A 20362-nucleotide genomic window follows, 5' to 3' on the forward strand; every position below is an offset into this window, starting at 1 on the left:
AACGGATCAGAAAACGTATCTATAAAACCCGGGATCTGGCCCGGGCGGATATCTTCGATTACATTGAAGTGTTCTACAACCGGGCCCGGCGCCACAGTCATCTCGGCTGCGTCAGTCCGGAGGCCTTCGAAAAGGCCTCGTCGTGAGGACAGGAAATGTCTACTGTCGTGGGGTCAATCCAGTATTTATTAACAAATAACCTTCTAATGAAACGTTATTTAATGTATCCCTGTTTTATTTTAATCCCTATTACCCTCACCTCAATTCTTCTGTCTGGTTGTAAGCATGCTTTTAATGCTTCCAGTCCATATTTAGCCGTGCAAGAAGTTGTTATTGGTTGCCTTTTTCCCTGACTTGATATATTTAAAGTTGTCTGTATATCATTGTTAACTAAGTATTTACGTATTGTTTCAGCGCGCTCCATTCCTAATTTCATATTATACAGGTCTGATCCTAAACGATCAGTATGTCCCGTAATATCGATTTGTTTTACGGTCACATAGTTACTTTTTAATCTAAAAATTAAATCATCAAGCTCAGATCTACCTTTTGGTAATAAATCATTAATTCCAGCCCTATTGAATTTAAACAATGCATCGGCGGAAAGTTGAATAGTCTGATTTTCATATGCAATCGGTGCCTGTGCCTTAACTTCCTCAACCGAAGGGCACCAGCTATGATTAACATTTCCTGCGCATGCAGTTAAAAACAATGAACTTAATATAATAAAAAAATATTTTTTCATTTTATAGCCTTTTATGTCCATTATTAATGGGACGTTTTAAAAAAAACAAGCCATTTTTATTTCCAAGTAAACTTAAGGCCGACCGTTCCTTTGTATGATTCACGTTTATCAGATGTAAATGAATGTTCATAACGCCCGTCAGCATAGACGTAGCCATGCTGACTTATTGGTAGTTGAACACCAACCCCAACCGATCCCCAAGTGTTATTATATTTCTCATGTATGCTATCTGAGCCAATATTTATATTTTTTTGATCAAGGAAATCGTGTAATAAATTGGCTGTTAAATACACTGTATTTGTTCTTAAGTCTTGAGCTTCACTATTATGAGCTAAACGAACACCTAAGCGTCCCCGTAAACCATGCTGGTCATTTTGATCAACATGACGGATCCCGTCATTAAATGAACTCAGATCCAAATACTGATAGACGAATTGAGCTTGCGGCTCAATCATCCAGCCAGACTCATTTTCTTTGTGTTTCGTTAATGCATATGGTCGACCAACTTCAGATGAAAGTAATGCGCTAAAGCCGTTTTGTTTTACCTCCGCTAATCCATCCGCATTATATGTATTTCGTAAATGAGAAACCTGACCGACTAAATCTAAATACGAACCATTTTTATCATAGTAAGTGTTGTATAAACCCAGGCTAAAGGCATCGGTTTTTCCATTACCTGTGAATTTATTACCGACAATCTTTCCATCAATGGCTCTGTAACGGTCTTCAAAATCCATATTGCTACGACCATAAGATATATAGGCGCCGGTATGATTGCGAGTTTTCTTTTCTATATTTTCACTAATGATGAAATCATGCCCTAATTGTATCAGGTATTGTTCGCCACTTACGTTAAAACGGTTTTTACCCTCTAAATCTAAATGTTCTCCAGCAATACGCCCCCAACTTTGTCCATCATTACCATTAACACATTTTCCACACTCATCCCATGCTAACGTTTGATTTTCTCCACGACGTTCATGTAATGTTGCAAGGGTTGTGTAACCCAACTCCATATTTGCCACCGGCATCTGTACATAACCGGATGTTTCAGGGTTATAAATATCTACATCCACATCTTTTGCTTTTGCTTTTGCTGTCCAATAGTATTCATCGACATTGGTTGATTGGTTATTTCTCATGGCTAACTGGACTTCAGATATGCCAGTCGTTCGGGCACTTCCCTGGAAAGATTGACTTCCTGATTGTTCAACATAGATAACAGGTACAGTATTAATTATTTTTTGAATTTGAGTCACATTTCCATCAATTAAATTGAGTGTGCCCGTAGTACCTACGGGTATGACTGTAGTCATACCCGTTGCGGTACCTTTAATTCTTAACACATCAGATGATGAATTTGAACCATCTTCATTACCTGGGGCATTCCAGATAGTATTCATTTTTACAATGGCATTCCCACTACCGTTATAGTTAGCTTCTAAAGTCAATAAATCACCAACTTTTCCATTATCCAGATTAATCACACCATTATTTGAATTAATGCTTTGGCCCTTCAGCGTAAACTCAGACGTTCCCCAGTTTGCGTCATCAACATCAAAACCATTTAAAACCGAATCATTCAATACTAAAGTAGTGAATGTTGACTGAGTTTCCGCGCCTTTTTTGGCCAGTTGCCATAAAGCGCCTTCATTCAATGTTAAGTCAATTGATGATGTGGTTCCCATTTCGGTAAGTCCCTGAATCTTTCCTTCGCTTACCGTCATGTCGATATTCGATGTGTTACCCAGTTGTAATAGAGAACCAGATTTAGATGCAATCAACTGAGTTTTTTCGCCAGTGAAATCAAATTTCACATCTGCTTGATTGTTATCAATTCTGAGTAGCGATGCAGTCAAACTGTCATCTGAAATTGCGAAATCGGCATTATTAATATTGGCAGAAATCTCCCCGGTTGAATTTTGTACAGACTTGGTTAAAAAGTCATTTCCGACACGAATAACTGAGTCTTGAGAGCGTACTTTAAATGATTTTGTTTTACCAGCTTCTAATTTAGAACCATTATAAGATAAGACAATAGCTTCACCTTTTGCATCGGACTGATCTATGTTTACGGTTGAATTTTCACCAAAATTGATTTGACCTGCTCCCCAGCCATCGCGAACAAAGGAGCCAAGTCTATCTTTCTTACCGATATGTAAAGCATTACCACCACCATGTAGTGTAATTGATGTATCGCCCAATAATTCTACAGTTGGCATAGGTCTGGATGCTGAATCTTGTCCTGAAACATATACACCATTACCGTATGCTGATGTAATATCAGCATTATAGTCACCCTTAATAACGACATGGGCAGTCGGACCAACCCCTGTTTTGCCCAAACCAGAACCATCATTGTTTTGAATAGCTCTAATCCCCGTTACTGGGTTTGTATTTGTTGAACTAGATTTTGTTGCTTTAAATGTGTAGTTATTATTTATTTCAATATAATTTGTTCTACTGTTAGACGAATCCTTGCCAAGGTCACCATATGCCTGCCCAGCCATTAAACCATTAATATCGGCATTGTTTGCATTTTGAAACTCTAAATTTACATTATTAAAGTAAACACTACCTCCAAATGCAGCGCCTAATCCTGCAATAGAGTAAGTCCCAGCATTTATGCCATCTGCAATAACCGTTAAATTATTCCCCGTCAATGTATTATAACGAACATTCTCCGAATCATAACCGCGAGTCCCCAGCAATACTCCTGCAGATGTATACTTTACGTTGGTCACATTTATGTCTTGATTTTCAAGGATGAAATTTTTTCCATACCCACCATCTGTTCCACTTGCCGGAGTGTAATAAATAGATGACTTATTTAATAGACCGTAATCTCCATTCGGCGTGTTTGTTTGTGAAATAGAAGTACAAGTAAATCCATTATCAGGGACCGTATATCCACCACAAGTAGCAGTAAAACCAGCACTTGGTATTAAACATAATCCTGCACCAAATAGAAATGATGCTTTGGTTGATGATTTCGTGTTTCTTCCAAATTCGGAACAAACAACCCAGATATTAAGTGATGTAGACCAAATTAATTTATATACTCTGTTCATTATTAGTTCCTATCCCTATGGGATTTTATTCTAGGTAATGATCCTGACTGGAAATATAGTATGCTTTCAGCGTTTTCCATTTCTTTTCCCAACATATCAGGGCGCGAGTGTAGCAATTCGTCTAGTTGTGTTTTGGCTGACCATCTTTGAGCTGAAAACAGTATGCAATATACCATGCCGCAGATTTGACGATTACGACATTCGCGATGTTGCGTCTCAGGGGCACATTTTTGTTCAAGCGGAGGCTCGTGACTCCTGCTCTCATTTCCTTCCGAAGCAAGTAGTTCCAATGATCACCTGTGTTAATGTAACAAGATGTTTCATTACGTACTTACTGTAGCTAAATTTTACTCACATATCAACTTGGAAAGTGTTATTCCACAACTGAGTTTGACAAAAACAGAAAGGTAATGGTAATACTCAGCCCATGGGCGGCTGAGTGGACTGACCCAGCCCCGGTAGACGATCCTGCCCTATAGTTTGAGCATAGCAACTGTCTTTCGAGCGCGACTACGAAGCATGCTGGTGATACACCGGATCCCATGCTTCCTTCTTTTTCAGCATTGCATTCAGGATGGTCAGCAATTTCCTGGTGCAGGCCGTCAGTGCAACTTTTTTGGGTTTTCCTGCGACAACCAGGCGTGTGTAGAACTCTTTTATTACCGGATTGTGCCTCGTCCCAACCAGAGCTGACATATAGAGAGCTGTACGGACGGAAGCGCGCCCTCCGAATACTGTTCGGCGACCACGCATCGTGCCGGAATCCCTGTTTACTGGAGCAACCCCAATAAGCGCACTAATTTCACGTAGTGACAACATTCCAAGTTCCGGAACCTCGGCCAGCAGCACGGCAACAGTCGCTGCACCAACACCTTTAACGGCGCTCAATAATGCAGATAATTCACTGAAATTTTTCGAAATATAGGCGGCTTCGTTGAATATATCGAACTTTTGCCAAACGGCAGGATCAGATCACGCATTATCCTGATAATACAGACAACACAGTGGCAAAGCAGAAGTACAAAATCACCAACTGGAAAGCCTATAACAAAGCCCTCATTTATCGCGGCTCCGTCACTTTCTGGCTGGACGACGAAGCCATTCAGGCGTGGTACGAATCAGCAACGCCCTCATCACGAGGCAGACCTCTGCGTTATTCAGACCTTGCCATCACCACCGTTCTGGTCGTTAAGCGCGTTTTCCGGCTGACCCTACGGGCTGCACAGGGCTTTATTGATTCCATTTTTTCCCTGATGGGCATTCCTTTGCGCTGCCCGGATTACACCAGTGTCAGCAAACGAGCGAAGTCGGTTGATGTCAGCTTTAAGACACCTCGCCGGGGTGAAATAGCGCATCTGGTGATTGATTCCACAGGCCTGAAAGTCTTCGGTGAAGGCGAATGGAAAGTGAAAAAGCGCGGTAAGGAGCGGCGTCGTGTCTGGCGAAAACTGCATCTGGCCGTTGATGCAAAAACACATGAAATCATCTGCGCAGACCTGTCGCTGAACAACGTGACCGATGCCGAAGCTTTCCCGGCTCTTATCCGACAGATACACCGGAAAATCAGGTCTGCGGCGGCAGACGGGGCTTACGATACACGGTTATGCCACGACGAACTGCGTCGGAAGAAAATCAGTGCACTTATCCCTCCCCGGAAAGTTGCGGGTCACTGGTCGGGTGAATATGCGGACCGAAACTGTGCAGTGGCAAATCAACGGCTGAGCGAGAGCAATGCCCGGTGGAAATGGGCGACAGATTATAATCGTCGCTCAATAGCCGAAACGGCAATGTACAGGGTAAAGCAGTTGTTAGGCGGTTCGCTGGTGCTACGGGACTACGACGGTCAGGTTGCAGAGGCTTTGGCGATGGTGCGTGCACTGAACAAAATGACGAAGGCGGGTATGCCAGAAAGCGTGCGCATTGCCTGAACAGTGAGCTGTTACAGGAAGACTCGCCTCAAATCTGATTTATTCAACAAAGCCCTTCTTTGGCAGATTTGAGTGATGCCTGATAGCGTCCCTAATAAAGGTTAAAATGGTTAATGAAATGTGCAGAGAATCAATCGGATATGCTGTTTCGATTTCTGGGGCATCATTTGCGATGTTTAGGGGCAGTTCATTACATCTCTGACCTTGTATGGATATGCCGTGATGAAATAAACGTTCATAGCCATCATCTGACCGGAGTGCAACAAATGTGTCATTCATTAAATAGTGAAGAGCCTGACTTATTGCGTCAACGGGTGAGCTACAATGTTGAATCCGGTGACGCCAAAATGGTGTAATTATCTATGCTAAATCACTTCTGGTTAGCGTGACCGACATCGGTGGTCTTGAAATGTACAATTCTTACTGTCTCCGAATGAATATTATTTATTCAAGCAGGCTTGGGTGATATTATTGTCAAGTGAACATGTCTGATGCACACTTTGATGATATATACAGTGTTTTTACAGGTGGTTTTGTATTTTTATAATCAATGCGTGAGTTTTATATTTTTAAGGTTAGTTAAATGAAACAGCTATTGGATTTTATAATTGGAAGTTGTGTGGATAACAGGACTAAATTTCAGTTGCTTGTGGTTTGTTATCCAAAATGTAAGGCTGATGAAGTGATGTTGATTTTGCGCTGGAGGGTGGCTGATTTGTATGCGCATGAACTGGAAGCCCAGAGTTATCTTTTTAGAGAGCTGGAAGGTATCATAGAGAAAATCACGGACCTGCCTGAAACCTATTTTGTATCAAGCTATAAATCACTATTGACCGATGATTTTAGAGAGCTCACAGCAGCGGGTGCTGATATTTGTAAGTTTATTATGAAAAACAAAGTTTAGTTGGATAAGAATAAGCACATATTCAGGTTCTGTTCTGACTGAAGAACCTGAATATTCAATCAATGTGTTAGTTCTATTTTTGATAGTTAAATTTAAATATGATTATTTTGCGGCAGTTATACTGCTGTTACGCATCTAAAAAGCTGACGGCTCGGTTTGTGTTTTTCATTCGGATAGACGCGCATTGCGGATGCACAAAGTGATGAAACCTGTCTTGCTATATTTTTACCAAAGTTAACAAGAAGACCGTGCTTTATTTTTTCACCGTCTGCCCTGATACTGATGATAAAACTGGACTGGTATACCTTTATGTCTGCCAGGTCATTGCCAAACGTTACGCTTGCAGCCTTATTTATTTCAATTTCATAATCTCTCAGGTCAGTGTTAAGTCTTGCTGTTGCATCTACAAGTGCGTATTCTTTATCGATAATCATAACTTTCTCACTTATCATGTTAATGTGATTTAATCATCACTAATAATATGTTGTGATTTTAATTACGATTATTCGTCTGTTTGCTCCCGTAATGCATTATCTGATGAATAATGTTCATGTGGGGTAACGCTTCCATAAAGTCAGACTGTTCAATCAGCGAAATGAGCGCGTCATCGATTTCAAACGTTGTATCCGGTAATACCTCAACCAGCCTGATTCGGGACAGGGAGATAACGAACACGCCCGGTGACGTACACCCGGCAAGAAACCACTCCGCATGGCTGCAAAGCAGACGATAGGGATGAACGGTATGGCTGACGTTTTCGTCGGTTCTGATACGCACCTGGGTCTGGTTGAGTATGGCGAGCGTCAGTCTGCTGAAATCACCAAAGAGCGTGGGTTTCTGGTGCGGCTCCGGTAGCATAATCCTGTAGGGTGAAGGGTGCTCCCCGTCAAGCAGCAGGCTCAGCAGTTTGGCATCCATCGCGGGTAACAGACGGTCAAGATGCAGCAGTCTCGCCAGTATCTTCATATCCCGTTCCGTGCGGCGACGAAAGTAATGGGAGGCAAGCTGATACACGCCGTTGCTCTGTTCAATATCAAGGTACGTCAGACGGACGTTGAAATCCCGTCGCAGCGTTCGCGTCGTCACCCCGAATTCTTCTGCCAGTGTTCCAATATGTAGCTTTTCACCCTGAAACAAACGGCTCAGGATGATGGAAAGGCGGGTTGCCAGTCTGTCATGTTCGTTTTCTTGTGTTATCAGCGTCATACATCGTTCCCGAATTTTGCCCGGAAATGATGCCAGCAGTAGCGGACAGGATTTGTCCGCCCTCTGATGTTTTTTAAAGCCTGAAAACCTTAAATGCTAAGTGTTAAACGTCAGTACTCTCAGGTGAATAAAGATGCTTCTGGCGCATGTAGGCAATAAAAATACAGGATGGTAACGTCACCCTGTATGCCGGACCGGCTAAATCTATCAGCAGCCAGAGAGAACTGAGCACCCAGCCCACGGGACCGGCAAAAGCGCCCATGGTACGTGTCAGCATGGCATTTCCTGCAACGGTAAGTCCTCTGCCTAACAGGGCTTTCGCCACGCCATTCGTCACCACAAGCGCCATCTGATAGGCCGCAAACCCGGATGTTTTTATCCCCGCCTGGATTGCCATGGTCAGCAGCTCCGGCGTGGGATTGCTGTAGCCCGTCTGCAACTCTTCCGCTACGGTCTTTAACTGGTCGGGCGTCATCTTCTCAAGGCTTTTCTCCAGGATCTTCATGAGCAGATTCATTTCAATCGTCTCGACGCTGGACTTGCTGTTGTAGTTCACCTTCATTTTATCGCAGGCATCGGTGAGTATTTCCCGGTACAGCACCCCTTTACCCCAGCGGAGCAGCGTGGCGAAGCTGTTCGCCCCAAATGTCTGAACCTCGGCGGCAATGGCATCCCAGTAGCGCGGATGGTTGGGCTTGTGTTTTTTATACTGAGGATCGTAAGTCAGCGTTTCCGTAATACGTGCCAGTCCGTCTTTTGGATCGCAAATCAGCACAGAAACCAGTAAATCCAGATCGTCACGATGGCAGTGGCGCAGAAACTCAAGGTCAGGGTCGTGTCGGTAGGTCGCCATATTTCACCTCATAGCAGATATTGGACCTGACAGTTTAAGGATGCCCCCGGACAGGGCGTGTCCGGCTGAAAAAGAAAAAGTAAAAAAAAACCTGCCCCAATGAACTGACCCCATAATGTTGGACAGTTTATATTAAGCGGTTATCAGGGCCTGGGTTCGGTACTCTACCGGACTCAGGCCTTTTAGTTTCTGTTTGATTCTTTCATGATTGTAATAGTGGATATACTCATCGATAACCATGCGCAACTCGCTGATATTTCTATGGTTCGACAGGTAAAAACATTCAGATTTCAGCGTACCGAAAAAGCTTTCCATTACGGCATTGTCGTGACAGTTTCCCTTTCTTGACATGCTTTGTTTCAGACCACCTTCCTCAAGTCGCTTCTGATAATGCGCCATCTGGTACTGCCAGCCCTGATCTGAGTGCAGTAGTGGATATTCGTCTTTTCCCAGTATCGACATCGCTTTCGACAGCATCTCATCCACCATCGGCAGCAGAGGCCGGGATGCCATCTCATACGCAACTATTTCTCCGTTATACAGATCCAGAACCGGAGACAGATACAGCTTTTCTCCATTGATTTTAAATTCTGTCACATCTGTTACCCACTTCTGATTGGGCTTATCCGCACTGAACTGCCGGTTCAGCACATTACCCGCAACTTTCCCGTACCGGCCTTTGTAAGAGTTGTATTTCTTCCTTCTGATACAGCTGGTTAAATCTAACTCCTTCATTAGCCTCTGAACCGTTTTATGGTTCAGTAAGCTACCTTCCCGACGGCTCGCCAGCGTGATCCGCCGGTATCCGTACCGTCCTTTATGTTTATGAAACAGCGTTAAAATACGCTGCTTATCACCGGCATATTTGTCTGGTTTTTTACCGCTGGCCAGTTGCCAGTAGAACGTGCTTTTTGCCAGCCCTGCCGCTTTTAACAAGCGCGCAAGAGGGAACTCCGGCCTTAGCTCATTCACGACCTGCGCTTTATCCCGCGTTTTGACGTGTCTCTTTCCCTGAGTAAGGCCTGCAGCTTTTTTAGATAGGCCACTTCAGCACGCAGTTGTTCAAGCTCCTCTCGCTCATCCGGGGAAAGAGGGGCCTGCAAAGAAGGGACAGGGTGATTCTCAGGACGTTCTGGCATCGTTTTTTTCCTGCGTCGGCAGTCAGTAAGGGCTTCTAATCCGCCTTCATCATACAGCCGTTCCCACTGACGGACAGTGGAAAAGGCAGGGATAGTGAATTTTGCACAGATTTCGCGAACAGAGAGTCGGTGTTCACGCATATGAAGGATCACGGACTCTTTAAAGGCGGGAGAATAGGTGAAATGCCGGGTTGTCAGTCCGGCTTCGCCATGAAGCTTCCAGGCAGCAGTCCACTTACGGACGGCACTTTGGTCGATACCAAAACGCTTTGCAGTCGCTCTCTGCCCTTCCGGCCCGGAAAGATAGTGATGTACAACCTCAAGCTTAAAGCTGAGAGAATACTTGCTCATAAAAACTGCACCTTACTTCGTTGGATGTCCAACTTTTTGGGTGCAGTTCACCAAAGCAGGTTTTTGTTCACCGGTTATTTTGTTGTGGTTACTTTTTGCGCCATTCCTTTTCCACTTTATTCGCGAAGGCATCGCACTGACGCGCATATTCCGGGTTATAGAGCAGCTCCGACTGCGAAAGCTGCATGGCGGTCATGCTGCCACTACGCGCATTTGATTCGAGCCAGGTTCTGCCATAGGTTTTGTTCATCACCTGAAGTACCCGGTTGAATACCGGTCCGTTAAAGCGGGCATTGAGATTAACGCCTTTTACCTGAAGGCCACTGTCACTGGTCTGGGTCAGGCGGGTGGAGTACATCGCGCAGAAGGTCGAGTTGGTAATCATCTGAGCGTCAGCCTGCTCATCGGCAAATGCACTGTGGCTGAAGGCGGAAAGCAGAATGGTGGCGGTTAACAGTTTAAGAATTTTCATCATTTTCCCTTATGGATTAAAAAGCGGAGACAGCCTGCCACACGGAGTGGTCAGGAGATGTCCGGCAGAGAAAAAAGTCAGGGTTTCAGCGAGGGAGCCAGTCGCCAGCGGTGAGGGCCAGCGGATTCAAGCACAAAGGCCAGATGGGTGAGGTCCCGTCTTGCCGTACGGGGAGAGACGTCAAATCGTCGGGTGATATAGCGAACAGATATTGTCTGACCGTAAAACAGCACCATGGTCAGGCGGATAAGCCGTTCTCCCTGTCCGGTAGCGTGTTGCCTGCGACGATTAACGTTCATCGTTGCCATACGCGCCATCGGTCCCCTTTCTGAAAAGAATCGAGATGTCTGGCAAGCCAGATATCAGGGCACGAATCGCCGGTAACGCAGCGTGCAGTAAACCGGTGGCAGTTAAAGTCGAGCAGGCTGTAGGGATAGCGCTGACCCACTGCCGCCTGTGCCCGTTCAGCGGCCTGCGTACAACCCTGTGGCGTTAAATCCATACAGTCGGTATACACCGAGATAGCGGAGTTCCAGCCATCGAGCCGGTCAAGAAACCCTTTGGCCTTACTTTTGATAACGGTTCCATCTCCATCAAGATGAACAATATCGCCATTACCCACATAGATACCGCTGTGTGCGGCAAGGCCAAAAAGCAGTTCGCACTGCACGATACCGCCGTAAGCCGGTTCATCGACGCAGGTGAGAATGCAGTTATCGATAAATGAATCCACGAAGTTCAGCAGCAGAAGCCGGTACATAACATTCAGTTCCTTACTACGGGGGAGAGGGGGGATGCGTGGGAAACCGGGTGAATACTCAGCTTTCCCACAACGTACGGACCGTGAAAACCCCCATATCGTGGTAAGCCATAAAGTTATGCTCCCACAGCGACCAGCACTCACGGGCGTCGGCATGAGAGATTTCGCCGCAGCGGGAAAGCCACGTGTACCGATGCGTCCAGCTCACATCGACATCTTTTTCAAGCTCAGGCCACGGATGCCCTGCATAGTGAAAATCGGTAACGTAATCGAGATGCCAGTCTTCTCCGGCAGGGATGAGGCGTATTTCGACCGGATGCCAGCCACCCGTTTCCGGTGAGTATTCAGGGTCACGAAAATTAATGGTTAATCCGGTGATGGGGTGACGATGAGGCGGTTTTTGCGCGACGATATCCAGAAGCATTTGGGTGAACGACCGGGAGAGCGGCAGCACATAGCCGCCCTGCAATATAGCGGGTGATGACATAGTGAATTTCCTTTTTAAGGGGTATGGAACACAGAAAAAGCGGGGGGTTAGTCCTGGCTGAGCGTAGCAAGCTGCGTCATACGATGCGGCCAGTCGGCATAACAGCGGTGCATAAAGAGCCTGCTGCTGTCCGCTTCGATAAGACAGATATCCGGGCTTCTCAGTACAGCGGCAAGAAACCCGGCGTTGTTGGTGCTGCCCTGACCAAACAACGGGCGGAACACCCGGGACGGAAAGCTGTCCTGCTGCTGTTCAAGAATGGCGTGAATCGCATCAAGCCTTATCCACTCGCGGGAGAACAGGCCCCCTTCACCATTGGCGGTCAGGCGCAGGGCAAGGCTTCCGGTTTCATCCTCCTGACCCAGCTCATACGTCAGCAGCCCCTTACTGTGGGGACTGATTTTCTCTGCTTCCCCGCTGTAGAACACGGTATAGCTTTCGGTGACAGCGGCTTCGGTAGCGATTTTTTTCTTACTCATGGTTCAGCGCCTCAATCAGATTCTGTAGCTCAGTGATAACGGTCGTGTCCGGGAACACCAGATAGATACCCTGTCCGTTATCGCAGACGATACCGAGCAGGAGATACCAGCCATCATCAAGCGCGGTGACGTATTCCGGGTTAGCCAGTGCGACTGCCAGCAGCGGGTCTTCGGGGAGCGTGTCATCGTGGTTGAGATGCCAGAGCAGGGTTCCCGTTTCGTTCCAGAAGGCGGTAAACAGGTCGATATCCTCGACAGGTCCAAGGATTTCATTGCTGAGGGCTTCCAGCGCGGAGGCGGGCAGGTTGAGGAGAGGAAGACTGGTGGGAGTAGTAAGTTTAAACATGATTATCTCCATAAATTATTGATTCATATTGATAATATATTTTTGAATGAGTCTCAGTTACATTTTTGCGTGTGTTATAATTTTTCTGGTGTTTATGGGTTTAAATTTAGTGATTGTCTGGCACTAAATCCTGATTTTGTTTGATTATCAGCATTTCATAAAAAAACTAGTATGTGCTGTTTTAACTGAAAATGAGAGAAGGCTTGTGCACAATTGCTATTGATTTTCTTACTTATTTTCTCAATCACAAAACGCCTTAAATAGTTTAAAAAATAATCAGCACCCCATAATCGATATTATTTATGGGGAGAAACGACGTTTAAGCCTGAAAGTGGGGGAGTGGCACTTTCAGGAGATTAAGGGGGCAAACAGGCCTCTTTAACGCGTGTTTTTCTCACGAAAATGTCAGAGCCGGTGATTTGCACTTCAGTATTTCTGCCAATACTATTCGCTCCATGTGCTGGCCAGCATCTAACTCAATACCCTTAATCTGTATTAATTGAGCGAGATGTATGCATTATGAAACCCGATAGTTCTTTAAACCAAATAACGCAGGCAATGAAACGGAATGATTTTGATTCTGTGGATGGTCGCTTTTGTGAGTCATCGCAAAACATGAAAACCAGCGTTGACGTTGAAGATTACTGTATTGAAGTAATGGTTCGACATCGCAGCCCAAAGAATCAAAGAGAGGCATTCACTAAAGCTTATTTTGATGAGTGTAAAGCCCGTGCAATACAAACTGGCCGGACTATCGAAGCCAGCGATACAAAATGTACCGGGCTTAAGGCTATATTCCATTCGTCCGGACGCATTAAGTTTATTGTCCGCAAAAGTATTCGCGGAAAGAATGTTTACGTTGCCGTAGGAAGTTACCCTGCATTTTCCATTAATAACGCAAGGGAGCATGCCTTTAAAATAATTCAGGAGCTTAAGGCTTCCGTTGAGACTTATGGTGAGCGTTTTCTTACGCACAGCAAAATAACGTTTAATGAACTTGTGGAACAGTATGTGAAATGCGTACTCAGCACGGGCGTTAAGCGTTCAGCTAACACCGACCTTTCTAAGATCCGTAAATATCTGCGCCCTCTTCTCGGTGACAAAAAGCTGGCAGGTATGACGGAGGCAGATGTTCTGAGCTATCTGCATAATCTCGATCTCAAGCCTGCCACCCGCAACCGCCATCTGGCGCTCATTAAAGCGGTGTTTACCTGGGCTATACGCATGGGATACATCAGCCGCTCTCCGGCGCTTTATATCAAAGCGCTGCCTGAAGTGACGTCAGATCGCCGTGCCATGGATGACTCCCAGCTTCAGCGCTGGATGGACGTCTGTGAGCGCTGGCGTAATGGTAAACCCGATCATGAAGCCCTTGCTCTGCTCATGTTCCTTGCCCTGACGGGGCTGCGTCTGGGGGAAACCCGTCATCTTCGCCTTGAAGATGTGGACTGGAGCCGGAAGGTTATCACCCTGCGCCATACCAAAAATGGCAAGCTCCGCCGTGTACCGGTATGTGATAAGGCTTTCGTTCTTCTGACAGAACAGCGTCAGCATCTGGGTGATGAAGGCTGGGTATTTCCGGGCAAGGGGACCGACAATCCGGTTTCTGAGCCACGTCGCCTGCAAAAACGACTTTGTGAGGCTGCGGGTATTCCACCGTTCACCATCCATGAGATGCGTCATACCTTTGCGACAAAGCTCATTGAGAGCGGGGCTGACATTCATACCGTCAAAGACTTACTCGGTCACAGCACTATCAAAGTAACCGAAATATATGTGCACAGTTCGCCCGCGCGTTACCACGAAGTCGTTAACCGGGCGATGGGGTAACAACCTTCACTCAACGGTATGGTTTTTAACTATGGTCCTGATGCCACCCGTTTTCTGACGGTGGCGTAATTTGATGGTAATACACATGAATAAAAAAGTGACAACCAATGTTCCTAAGGTTTCCGGGATTAAGCGTATTCGCGCTTTTGCTGACCGCGACAACAATTTCACCAAAATGTCGGAGGCAATTATCAGGCGTGCTGAAAACACTGAAGTCGGTGAAGATGATATCGCTTCACTCGGTATTAGTGATGGGCTGCCACGGCATTATGTGAATACAGCGGATGGCCTTTTCTACATCGGTGGACAGAAACCAGTGCTGGTTTGCGGTACGCCAGTTGTGCCTGTCGCCCTGTTTTGTGGGAAAGATAAGGCGTCCAGTCTTGGGATCAGCCTGATGACCGGTAACGGGCTGGGTAAGTATGTTAAGGCCCAGGTGAGCTTTGAGGATATTGTTCAGAGTGGTGCTCAGGTTATGGGCAGACTGGCAGGTCGTGGATTTTGTGTTGGCCCCTCTCCACAGCAGCTTGCTCTTTTTGACCGTTTTATTCAGTGCTGCCGGAGTTTACCGCTGCCTGTCTATCTGATGGCAGATGCAATGGGATTCGTTTCGGAGGATATGGCCTTTTTACATGGTCATGAGCCTGTTGTGACCTCTCTGACCGGGTTTGATTATCTGCTGCCGGGATTCCGCGTGCGTCCCGGACTGCACAAAGGCGGGGCTCTGGAGGAGTGGATTAACCTCATTCGGGAAAATGTCCATGGCTGGGCGCAGACCTTTGCGCTGGGTGCGTCCTTTGCTTCGATGCTTCTGGTTCCTGCCGGTATGGATGTGGGCATGTTTCATTTCCACGGCGTATCCACGACGGGTAAAACGCTTCTTCTGATGCTGGGCGCATCGGTTCATGGTGATGGCAGCGAGCCGGGCAGTGGGGGACAAGTGAATATTATTCGCTGGAATACCACGCCGAACGCGATGGAGCGCCTTCTCGCTGACTATTCTGGTCTGGTCGCCTGCGTCGATGAACTGGGCGCGAGTAATCATAAGCAACTTTCCTCACTGCTTTACAACATTACGTCAGGTACGGCAAAAGAGCGCCTGAACCGTGGCCTGACGGCAGATGAGCCGTTTAAATGGCGCATGTTTATTCTCTCCACCGGGGAGATGTCAATCTCCGAAAAGCTGGCTGAACAGAAAGCCGTGCTACAGGGGGGGCAGGAGCACAGGGCCATCAGTATGGAACTGCTGCCTGAGGATGCTCAAAAACCGGATGAACCGGTATCAGAAACACGTGCCCGTGCAGATGCACTGAAGACGGGGCTGGCAGAGGCTTATGGTCATGCCGGACCTGCATTTATCGGCAAACTGTTATCCGAAAAAAATGCGGCTGGCAGTCTTTGCACCTACGCAGAGTTTTCATCCTGGCTCCAGGAACAGACAGATGCCTGCTGTAACGCACTGGAAGAGGCCCTGAGGGATGAAGGGCGTGATATTACCCGCGTTCAGCGGCGCGGACTGAAAAGATTTGCGCTGGTATGGCTGGCAGGAGAAAAGGCGCTGAAATACGGCCTTTTACCTTTCAAAAGCGATGCGGTGGCTGAATCCGTTATGTCCGCTGCACGACGCTGGCTGGATGATAACCAGAATCAGTATAACCCGGTACGTAACATGCTGGAGGAGCTTCAGCTGACGCTGGTGACAAAAAGCAGCAGGCACTTTATCACCCTGCGTGACGGACATGCACGATGCCCGGGGGATATGTGGGGATTTGTTCATCATAAAACCGGCGACTTCCTGATTTATGAATCGGTTTTTGAAAAGCTCTGTTCTGAAAAGGGACTTAAGACCGTTGATGTGGCCAGACCGTTAGAGCGTACCGGTTATCTGTCTGGCGAAAGTGCGGGGCACTATAAAAAAAGAGCGCTGAAGACGATGGCGCAGTCTTACTACCTGGTCAAAAAAGCGTTTCTGAAATGCAATGTGATGACCGAATTTTAACTCTGAATATAACCATTTTGACTGAACCACAACGAATAAAAGGTGATGTATGATTCCTGAATCAGACGAGTACTATGAGGGTTTTCCTCACGCTATCAGCAGCGAAAATGAAGAAAAAACGTCATTAACTGATTACACTCTGTTTTACACACTGGCGGAGTGCCTGTATCACGGTATTTCTCGTGAAATCTTCGATGGCAGCGAGCCCGCGCTCCGGGCCGTCATTGCCAACGGTGAGATTAAATTCCTGGCTCGTTATACGCTTGAAGGGGCCTGCCATTATGAACCCCTCGGCACGTTTCCACGTATGTCCGTTAACGTCGCCCGCGATCGTGCCCGTGAACTCTATAACGCATTTGATGATAACCGGGTGCCGGATGAAGATTATGAGCATATCCCGTTCTGACTGATGGCTGAACAGTAAAAAAAAGCAGGGGCATTTGCCTCTGCTTTTTTTGTTATCACAAGGACGGTAGCTGAGCCGTTATCCTTTCCGCCAGTAACTGACTGGTGTTCTGTAAGCGCTGAGGATGAAGATGCGCATACCTTTGTGAAGACTGACTGCTGCGGTGCCCCAGTTGAGCCTGAACGTCATACAGCGTACCGCCGTAGGACACGATGAGGGCGGCAACCGAATGGCGGCAGGTATGAATACACACTTCCTGGTCGAAAATTCCCGCCCGACGCACGATACGCTGAAAGGCTTTCACCGGGTTATTCAGCGGCATGCCTTGTTTTTTACCGATAAACAACCACGGATTTCCACGCTGTGTTGGCAGCGTTCTGATTACGTCCATCGCCAGTGAGTTAAGATGCACAATCCGTCCATAGCCATTCTTGGTTTCCGGGAGCCACAGGGTGCGTTTAACCGGGTCAACATGCTCCCACCTTGCAAGACGCAGCTCATCACGACGAAGGCCGGTCAGTAACAGCAGTTTGACATAGCGGGCCGCGACGGAGCTTGTATCGCTATCGGCAGAGAGAAAAATACGACGAATTTCGTCCTCGGTGAAATAGCGTTGTCGGGCGTTGTTTTCCCTGAGAAGTTGTACCACCCTGGCAGGATGAACAGCGGTCATGCTTTGCCTTCCGGCCCATGTAAACACCGCTTTAATCAGTACGATGACACGATTACAGGTAGCCGCTGACAGAGAAGTACTTAACGTCTGCTGGAGGCGGAGAATGCTGGCTGGTGTGATATCGCTCAGCAGCCTCTGACCAATGGCGGGACGGATATGATCCCGGTAGCGCTGTACATCCTTCCCCCAGCTGCGTTTAGCAGATTTAGCCCATGGCAGATAATGCTGATTAAAGAGTTCATCGAACGTCAGCTCCTTTCTCTTGTTTTCACGCTCCTGCTTAGGGTCAGTGCCGGTGGCAAGGGAACGTTTATGCTCTATGGCAATCTGACGGGCAAGATTGACGTCCACTTCAGGCCAGTGACCAATGGCGATGGCGCGTTTTCGTCCATGATAGAGGTAGCGGAGCAAAAACTTTTTACGGCCTTCTCTTCTGCTGACCAGACACTTCAGACCTGAAATCTCGGTGTCGCTGTATTCGGCATCGGTGCTGCGTGCATCTGATGTGTTAGGGGGCAGTGATTTAATGAGCTGATTAGTAAAACGGAAGCGTTTGGGAGTGGACATATTACCTCCTGTGACTGGTGTAAAGAACGTCAGGGTTGACCCATCCCCGGCACGGCGTTGCTAATGGCTGAGTTGATTTTCTGGCGTGGCGAAGGGAATAAAGGTGCCACATGGTATAAATTAAGGCGGGAAATGCAGAAAGAGCAGGCTTTACGGTCCGATTCTGGTCTTAAGGAGAAAGATTGCCGTTGGGGGAGAGTTCACAGAAATAATATGTGTCCTAGTTAGTTTTAATTACATTATGGATGGCATTGTTTAAATAATCTCTTTGAGTTGGTATGTAATTAACTTTAGAGACTCTCTATATTAAGCAGTAATATAGACCGGGCTGTGATGTTTTTTATAGATCTAAATTTGTTGCTTTGGCATGTAGATTTCATTTTATGAAAATGTAGAATACATTGGATTGTTCTAATCCTTATCTCGGAGAGCAAAGTTCATTTTGTAGAACACGATGGTTTGTGGGTTGATTTTGAAGTTAATTTTCATTATCTTTTTAGAGTCAACTTACTTACAAAGGACGATGTCAATGAAGTTTTTCTCTACTGGTTTCTATGTTTCAAATGATGTCTCATTTGACGATGTATTCAGTGAGTGTTTTTCTTGGATTCATGAATCACCACACACAAACTTTATACCTGCACAATTGGCATGTGACTATCTTAATGAAGATTTTTATGTAGAGTCAAGTAATGAAAGGATCGATATAATTACTCATGGCACCCAAGATGTTCAGTTAGGTTGCTTCAGATATTCCAAAATATCCGAACCACACAAATGGGTAACCGATATATCTATAAATAAGAACTTAATAAATAATACGGTATGGATCCAAGTTGAATCAAGTGTGGTTAGCCAGGAGGCTGCATATTTAGCACCTCAACCTAAAAAACCTTTGATAGTAATCAGGTTGATAGATAAATTTTCTGGTGGTTTGGATGATGCATTCAAAACATCAATAGAACCTGATTACCTGTCGAATTCTGAAGAACATTTAAAGTTGGCTGCGAAAGTTATCAATGGAGAAACTGAAAACAGATTGCCAATAATCTATGTTAGTTCGAAATATTTTTACAATGAACATCCTCATAACATTATTCCTGAGCGATTGGCAAGAAAGGTTTGTGGCATAGCTCATGTTCTAATTGAACCTCGTGAGAAAATGTTTTCAATAAAACTAAAAAATGAGACAAATTCTAAAAATGCTTACGCAGGTGCAGTCGGAATTTACTGGCCACGAGGACAAAATATCTCTTTTTATCGTAGGGGGGATAAAACTGCGAAGGGGTTTGAAGATGAATTATTTGATAATGTCGTAAAAGCCACATCAACAATGGCACCTGTTTCAGATGGTGGGTGGGGTGAAATACAAAAAAGAAGAACTAAGGATTCTATTAATGCGCTTAAAGTTAGAGGTGAATACACTAGTGAGTTGATGGTCTTGTATGAGGCTGATAATGTTGCAAAAGATGAAACAATAGAAGAACTTAAAAGTAATATATTATCTTTAGAAAATCGTGTTCGAATGCTCCAATCACAAGCTTCAGCTCAAGGAAGCATAGTAATGAATGCAGGGGAAGAGACAGATTTTTTCAATGGTGAGATCAAAGATGTAATAATAGAAGCACTGAAGGTTGCTATTGTGAATACGAAAGAAGGTAGTCGAAGTTATCATATATTATCTTCTTTAATTTCCAATAATCCTCAAGCTATGGAAGCAAATGCGCGTCAAACTCAATTGAAAAAAGCACTTAATGGCTACAGGAGTATGGATAAGGCAACTTCAAGGCAGCTTAAGGAGCTTGGGTTTGAGTTGTCTGAGGAGGGTAAGCATTGGAAAATAATATATAATGGTGATTCCAGGTACTCTTACATTCTTCCTAAAACAGGGAGCGATTATAGAGGGTCTTTAAATGCTATTTCTGATATAAGCAATATTATTTTCTGACAAAATATAGCTCCTTACAAAGGAGCTAGATTACAGCTATTTTAAATCGGTAACACACATTGTTTAATGTAATTATTACAGTTCAAAGTTTATGTTCAGGTAAGCAATTCCGATGGGGCTGAGTCATTTTTTTATGACGTGGAAAGCGGGGGATTGTGCTGATGCGAAGAATCATAAGGTGAAAAACAGGAATATTAC

Annotated in this window: 20 protein-coding genes and 1 pseudogene; 7 read left to right on the forward strand and 14 right to left on the reverse strand. The window is 45.7% G+C overall.

Annotated elements, in window-relative coordinates:
• Positions 1–146: IS3 family transposase (locus M989_RS04255; RefSeq protein ID WP_157093512.1), on the forward strand; the 146-nt coding region annotated here is incomplete at its 5' end.
• A gap of 68 nt (positions 147–214) precedes the next feature.
• Here the strand turns inward: M989_RS04255 and M989_RS04260 are convergent.
• The 3 genes and pseudogenes from M989_RS04260 to M989_RS04270 all read right to left on the reverse strand — a co-directional run.
• Positions 215–745, reverse strand: coding sequence for an OmpA family protein (locus M989_RS04260; RefSeq protein WP_064542537.1), 531 nt, complete (start codon positions 743–745; stop codon positions 215–217).
• 56 nt (positions 746–801) lie between these two features.
• On the reverse strand, positions 802–3816 hold the full coding sequence (locus M989_RS04265) for an autotransporter outer membrane beta-barrel domain-containing protein (protein ID WP_074398729.1): 3015 nt from the start codon (positions 3814–3816) through the stop codon (positions 802–804).
• A 510-nt stretch (positions 3817–4326) separates the two neighbouring features.
• A pseudogene (locus M989_RS04270) lies at positions 4327–4740 on the reverse strand (transposase); the annotation flags it as partial.
• A gap of 80 nt (positions 4741–4820) precedes the next feature.
• Here M989_RS04270 and M989_RS04275 point away from each other — a divergent pair.
• Together M989_RS04275 and M989_RS04280 are read left to right on the forward strand one after the other, a co-directional pair.
• Positions 4821–5744 carry an IS5 family transposase gene (locus M989_RS04275; RefSeq protein ID WP_064542543.1) on the forward strand — a complete coding sequence of 308 codons (924 nt, stop codon included), beginning with the start codon at positions 4821–4823 and terminating at the stop codon, positions 5742–5744.
• A 583-nt stretch (positions 5745–6327) separates the two neighbouring features.
• Positions 6328–6648, forward strand: coding sequence for a hypothetical protein (locus tag M989_RS04280; protein ID WP_064542546.1), 321 nt, complete (start codon positions 6328–6330; stop codon positions 6646–6648).
• A gap of 116 nt (positions 6649–6764) precedes the next feature.
• Here M989_RS04280 and M989_RS04285 read toward each other — a convergent pair whose 3' ends face one another.
• The 10 genes from M989_RS04285 to M989_RS04330 all read right to left on the reverse strand — a co-directional run bounded on the left by M989_RS04285 (position 6765) and on the right by M989_RS04330 (position 12741).
• Positions 6765–7082, reverse strand: a complete 318-nt coding sequence (locus M989_RS04285; RefSeq protein ID WP_064542549.1) for a hypothetical protein — start codon at positions 7080–7082, stop codon at positions 6765–6767.
• Positions 7083–7140: 58 nt separating this feature from the next.
• The gene (locus M989_RS04290; RefSeq protein ID WP_064542552.1) at positions 7141–7854 is read right to left on the reverse strand and encodes a helix-turn-helix transcriptional regulator; all 714 of its coding nucleotides are present in this window, start codon (positions 7852–7854) and stop codon (positions 7141–7143) included.
• Between the two features lie 103 nt (positions 7855–7957).
• A complete protein-coding gene (locus tag M989_RS04295; protein WP_058671508.1) occupies positions 7958–8707 on the reverse strand; it encodes a YaaW family protein in 750 nt (249 codons plus the stop codon).
• Between the two features lie 132 nt (positions 8708–8839).
• Positions 8840–10197 (reverse strand): IS3 family transposase gene (locus tag M989_RS25240; protein WP_157093513.1). Its coding sequence is split into 2 segments (ribosomal slippage): positions 8840–9735 and positions 9735–10197, totalling 1359 coding nucleotides; the frame shifts between segments, so codons are not numbered across the junction.
• 88 nt (positions 10198–10285) lie between these two features.
• On the reverse strand, positions 10286–10669 hold the full coding sequence (locus tag M989_RS04310) for a hypothetical protein (protein WP_064542561.1): 384 nt from the start codon (positions 10667–10669) through the stop codon (positions 10286–10288).
• Positions 10670–10746: 77 nt separating this feature from the next.
• Complete coding sequence (locus tag M989_RS24345) at positions 10747–10986, reverse strand: DeoR family transcriptional regulator (protein WP_072059255.1); 240 nt, start codon at positions 10984–10986, stop codon at positions 10747–10749.
• Entirely contained in the window at positions 10965–11429 is a 465-nt protein-coding gene (locus tag M989_RS04315) for a lecithin retinol acyltransferase family protein (RefSeq protein WP_064542564.1), read from the reverse strand. Before M989_RS04315 ends, M989_RS24345 begins: the two co-directional genes overlap by 22 nt.
• 58 nt (positions 11430–11487) lie before the next feature.
• On the reverse strand, positions 11488–11916 hold the full coding sequence (locus M989_RS04320; protein ID WP_064542567.1) for a DUF2787 family protein: 429 nt from the start codon (positions 11914–11916) through the stop codon (positions 11488–11490).
• A 47-nt stretch (positions 11917–11963) separates the two neighbouring features.
• Positions 11964–12395, reverse strand: a complete 432-nt coding sequence (locus M989_RS04325) for a hypothetical protein (RefSeq protein WP_064542570.1) — start codon at positions 12393–12395, stop codon at positions 11964–11966.
• A complete protein-coding gene (locus M989_RS04330) occupies positions 12388–12741 on the reverse strand; it encodes a hypothetical protein (RefSeq protein WP_064542573.1) in 354 nt (117 codons plus the stop codon). Before M989_RS04330 ends, M989_RS04325 begins: the two co-directional genes overlap by 8 nt.
• Before the next feature lie 519 nt (positions 12742–13260).
• Here M989_RS04330 and M989_RS04335 point away from each other — a divergent pair.
• From M989_RS04335 to M989_RS04345, 3 genes are all read left to right on the forward strand, one after another.
• Positions 13261–14571: a tyrosine-type recombinase/integrase gene (locus tag M989_RS04335; protein WP_064542576.1), complete on the forward strand. Its 1311-nt coding sequence runs from the start codon at positions 13261–13263 to the stop codon at positions 14569–14571.
• An 85-nt stretch (positions 14572–14656) separates the two neighbouring features.
• The gene (locus tag M989_RS04340) at positions 14657–16570 is read left to right on the forward strand and encodes a DUF927 domain-containing protein (protein WP_064542578.1); all 1914 of its coding nucleotides are present in this window, start codon (positions 14657–14659) and stop codon (positions 16568–16570) included.
• Between the two features lie 49 nt (positions 16571–16619).
• Positions 16620–16976 carry an Arm DNA-binding domain-containing protein gene (locus M989_RS04345; RefSeq protein ID WP_064542581.1) on the forward strand — a complete coding sequence of 119 codons (357 nt, stop codon included), beginning with the start codon at positions 16620–16622 and terminating at the stop codon, positions 16974–16976.
• 55 nt (positions 16977–17031) lie between these two features.
• Here the strand turns inward: M989_RS04345 and M989_RS04350 are convergent, their stop codons facing one another.
• Positions 17032–18216: a tyrosine-type recombinase/integrase gene (locus tag M989_RS04350; RefSeq protein ID WP_064542586.1), complete on the reverse strand. Its 1185-nt coding sequence runs from the start codon at positions 18214–18216 to the stop codon at positions 17032–17034.
• A gap of 529 nt (positions 18217–18745) precedes the next feature.
• Between M989_RS04350 and M989_RS04355 the strand changes: the two genes are divergently transcribed.
• Complete coding sequence (locus M989_RS04355; RefSeq protein WP_064542590.1) at positions 18746–20164, forward strand: hypothetical protein; 1419 nt, start codon at positions 18746–18748, stop codon at positions 20162–20164.
• The last annotated feature ends 198 nt before the right edge of the window (positions 20165–20362 follow it).

The organism is Kluyvera georgiana ATCC 51603 (genome assembly GCF_001654985.1).
GTDB lineage: Bacteria > Pseudomonadota > Gammaproteobacteria > Enterobacterales > Enterobacteriaceae > Kluyvera > Kluyvera georgiana.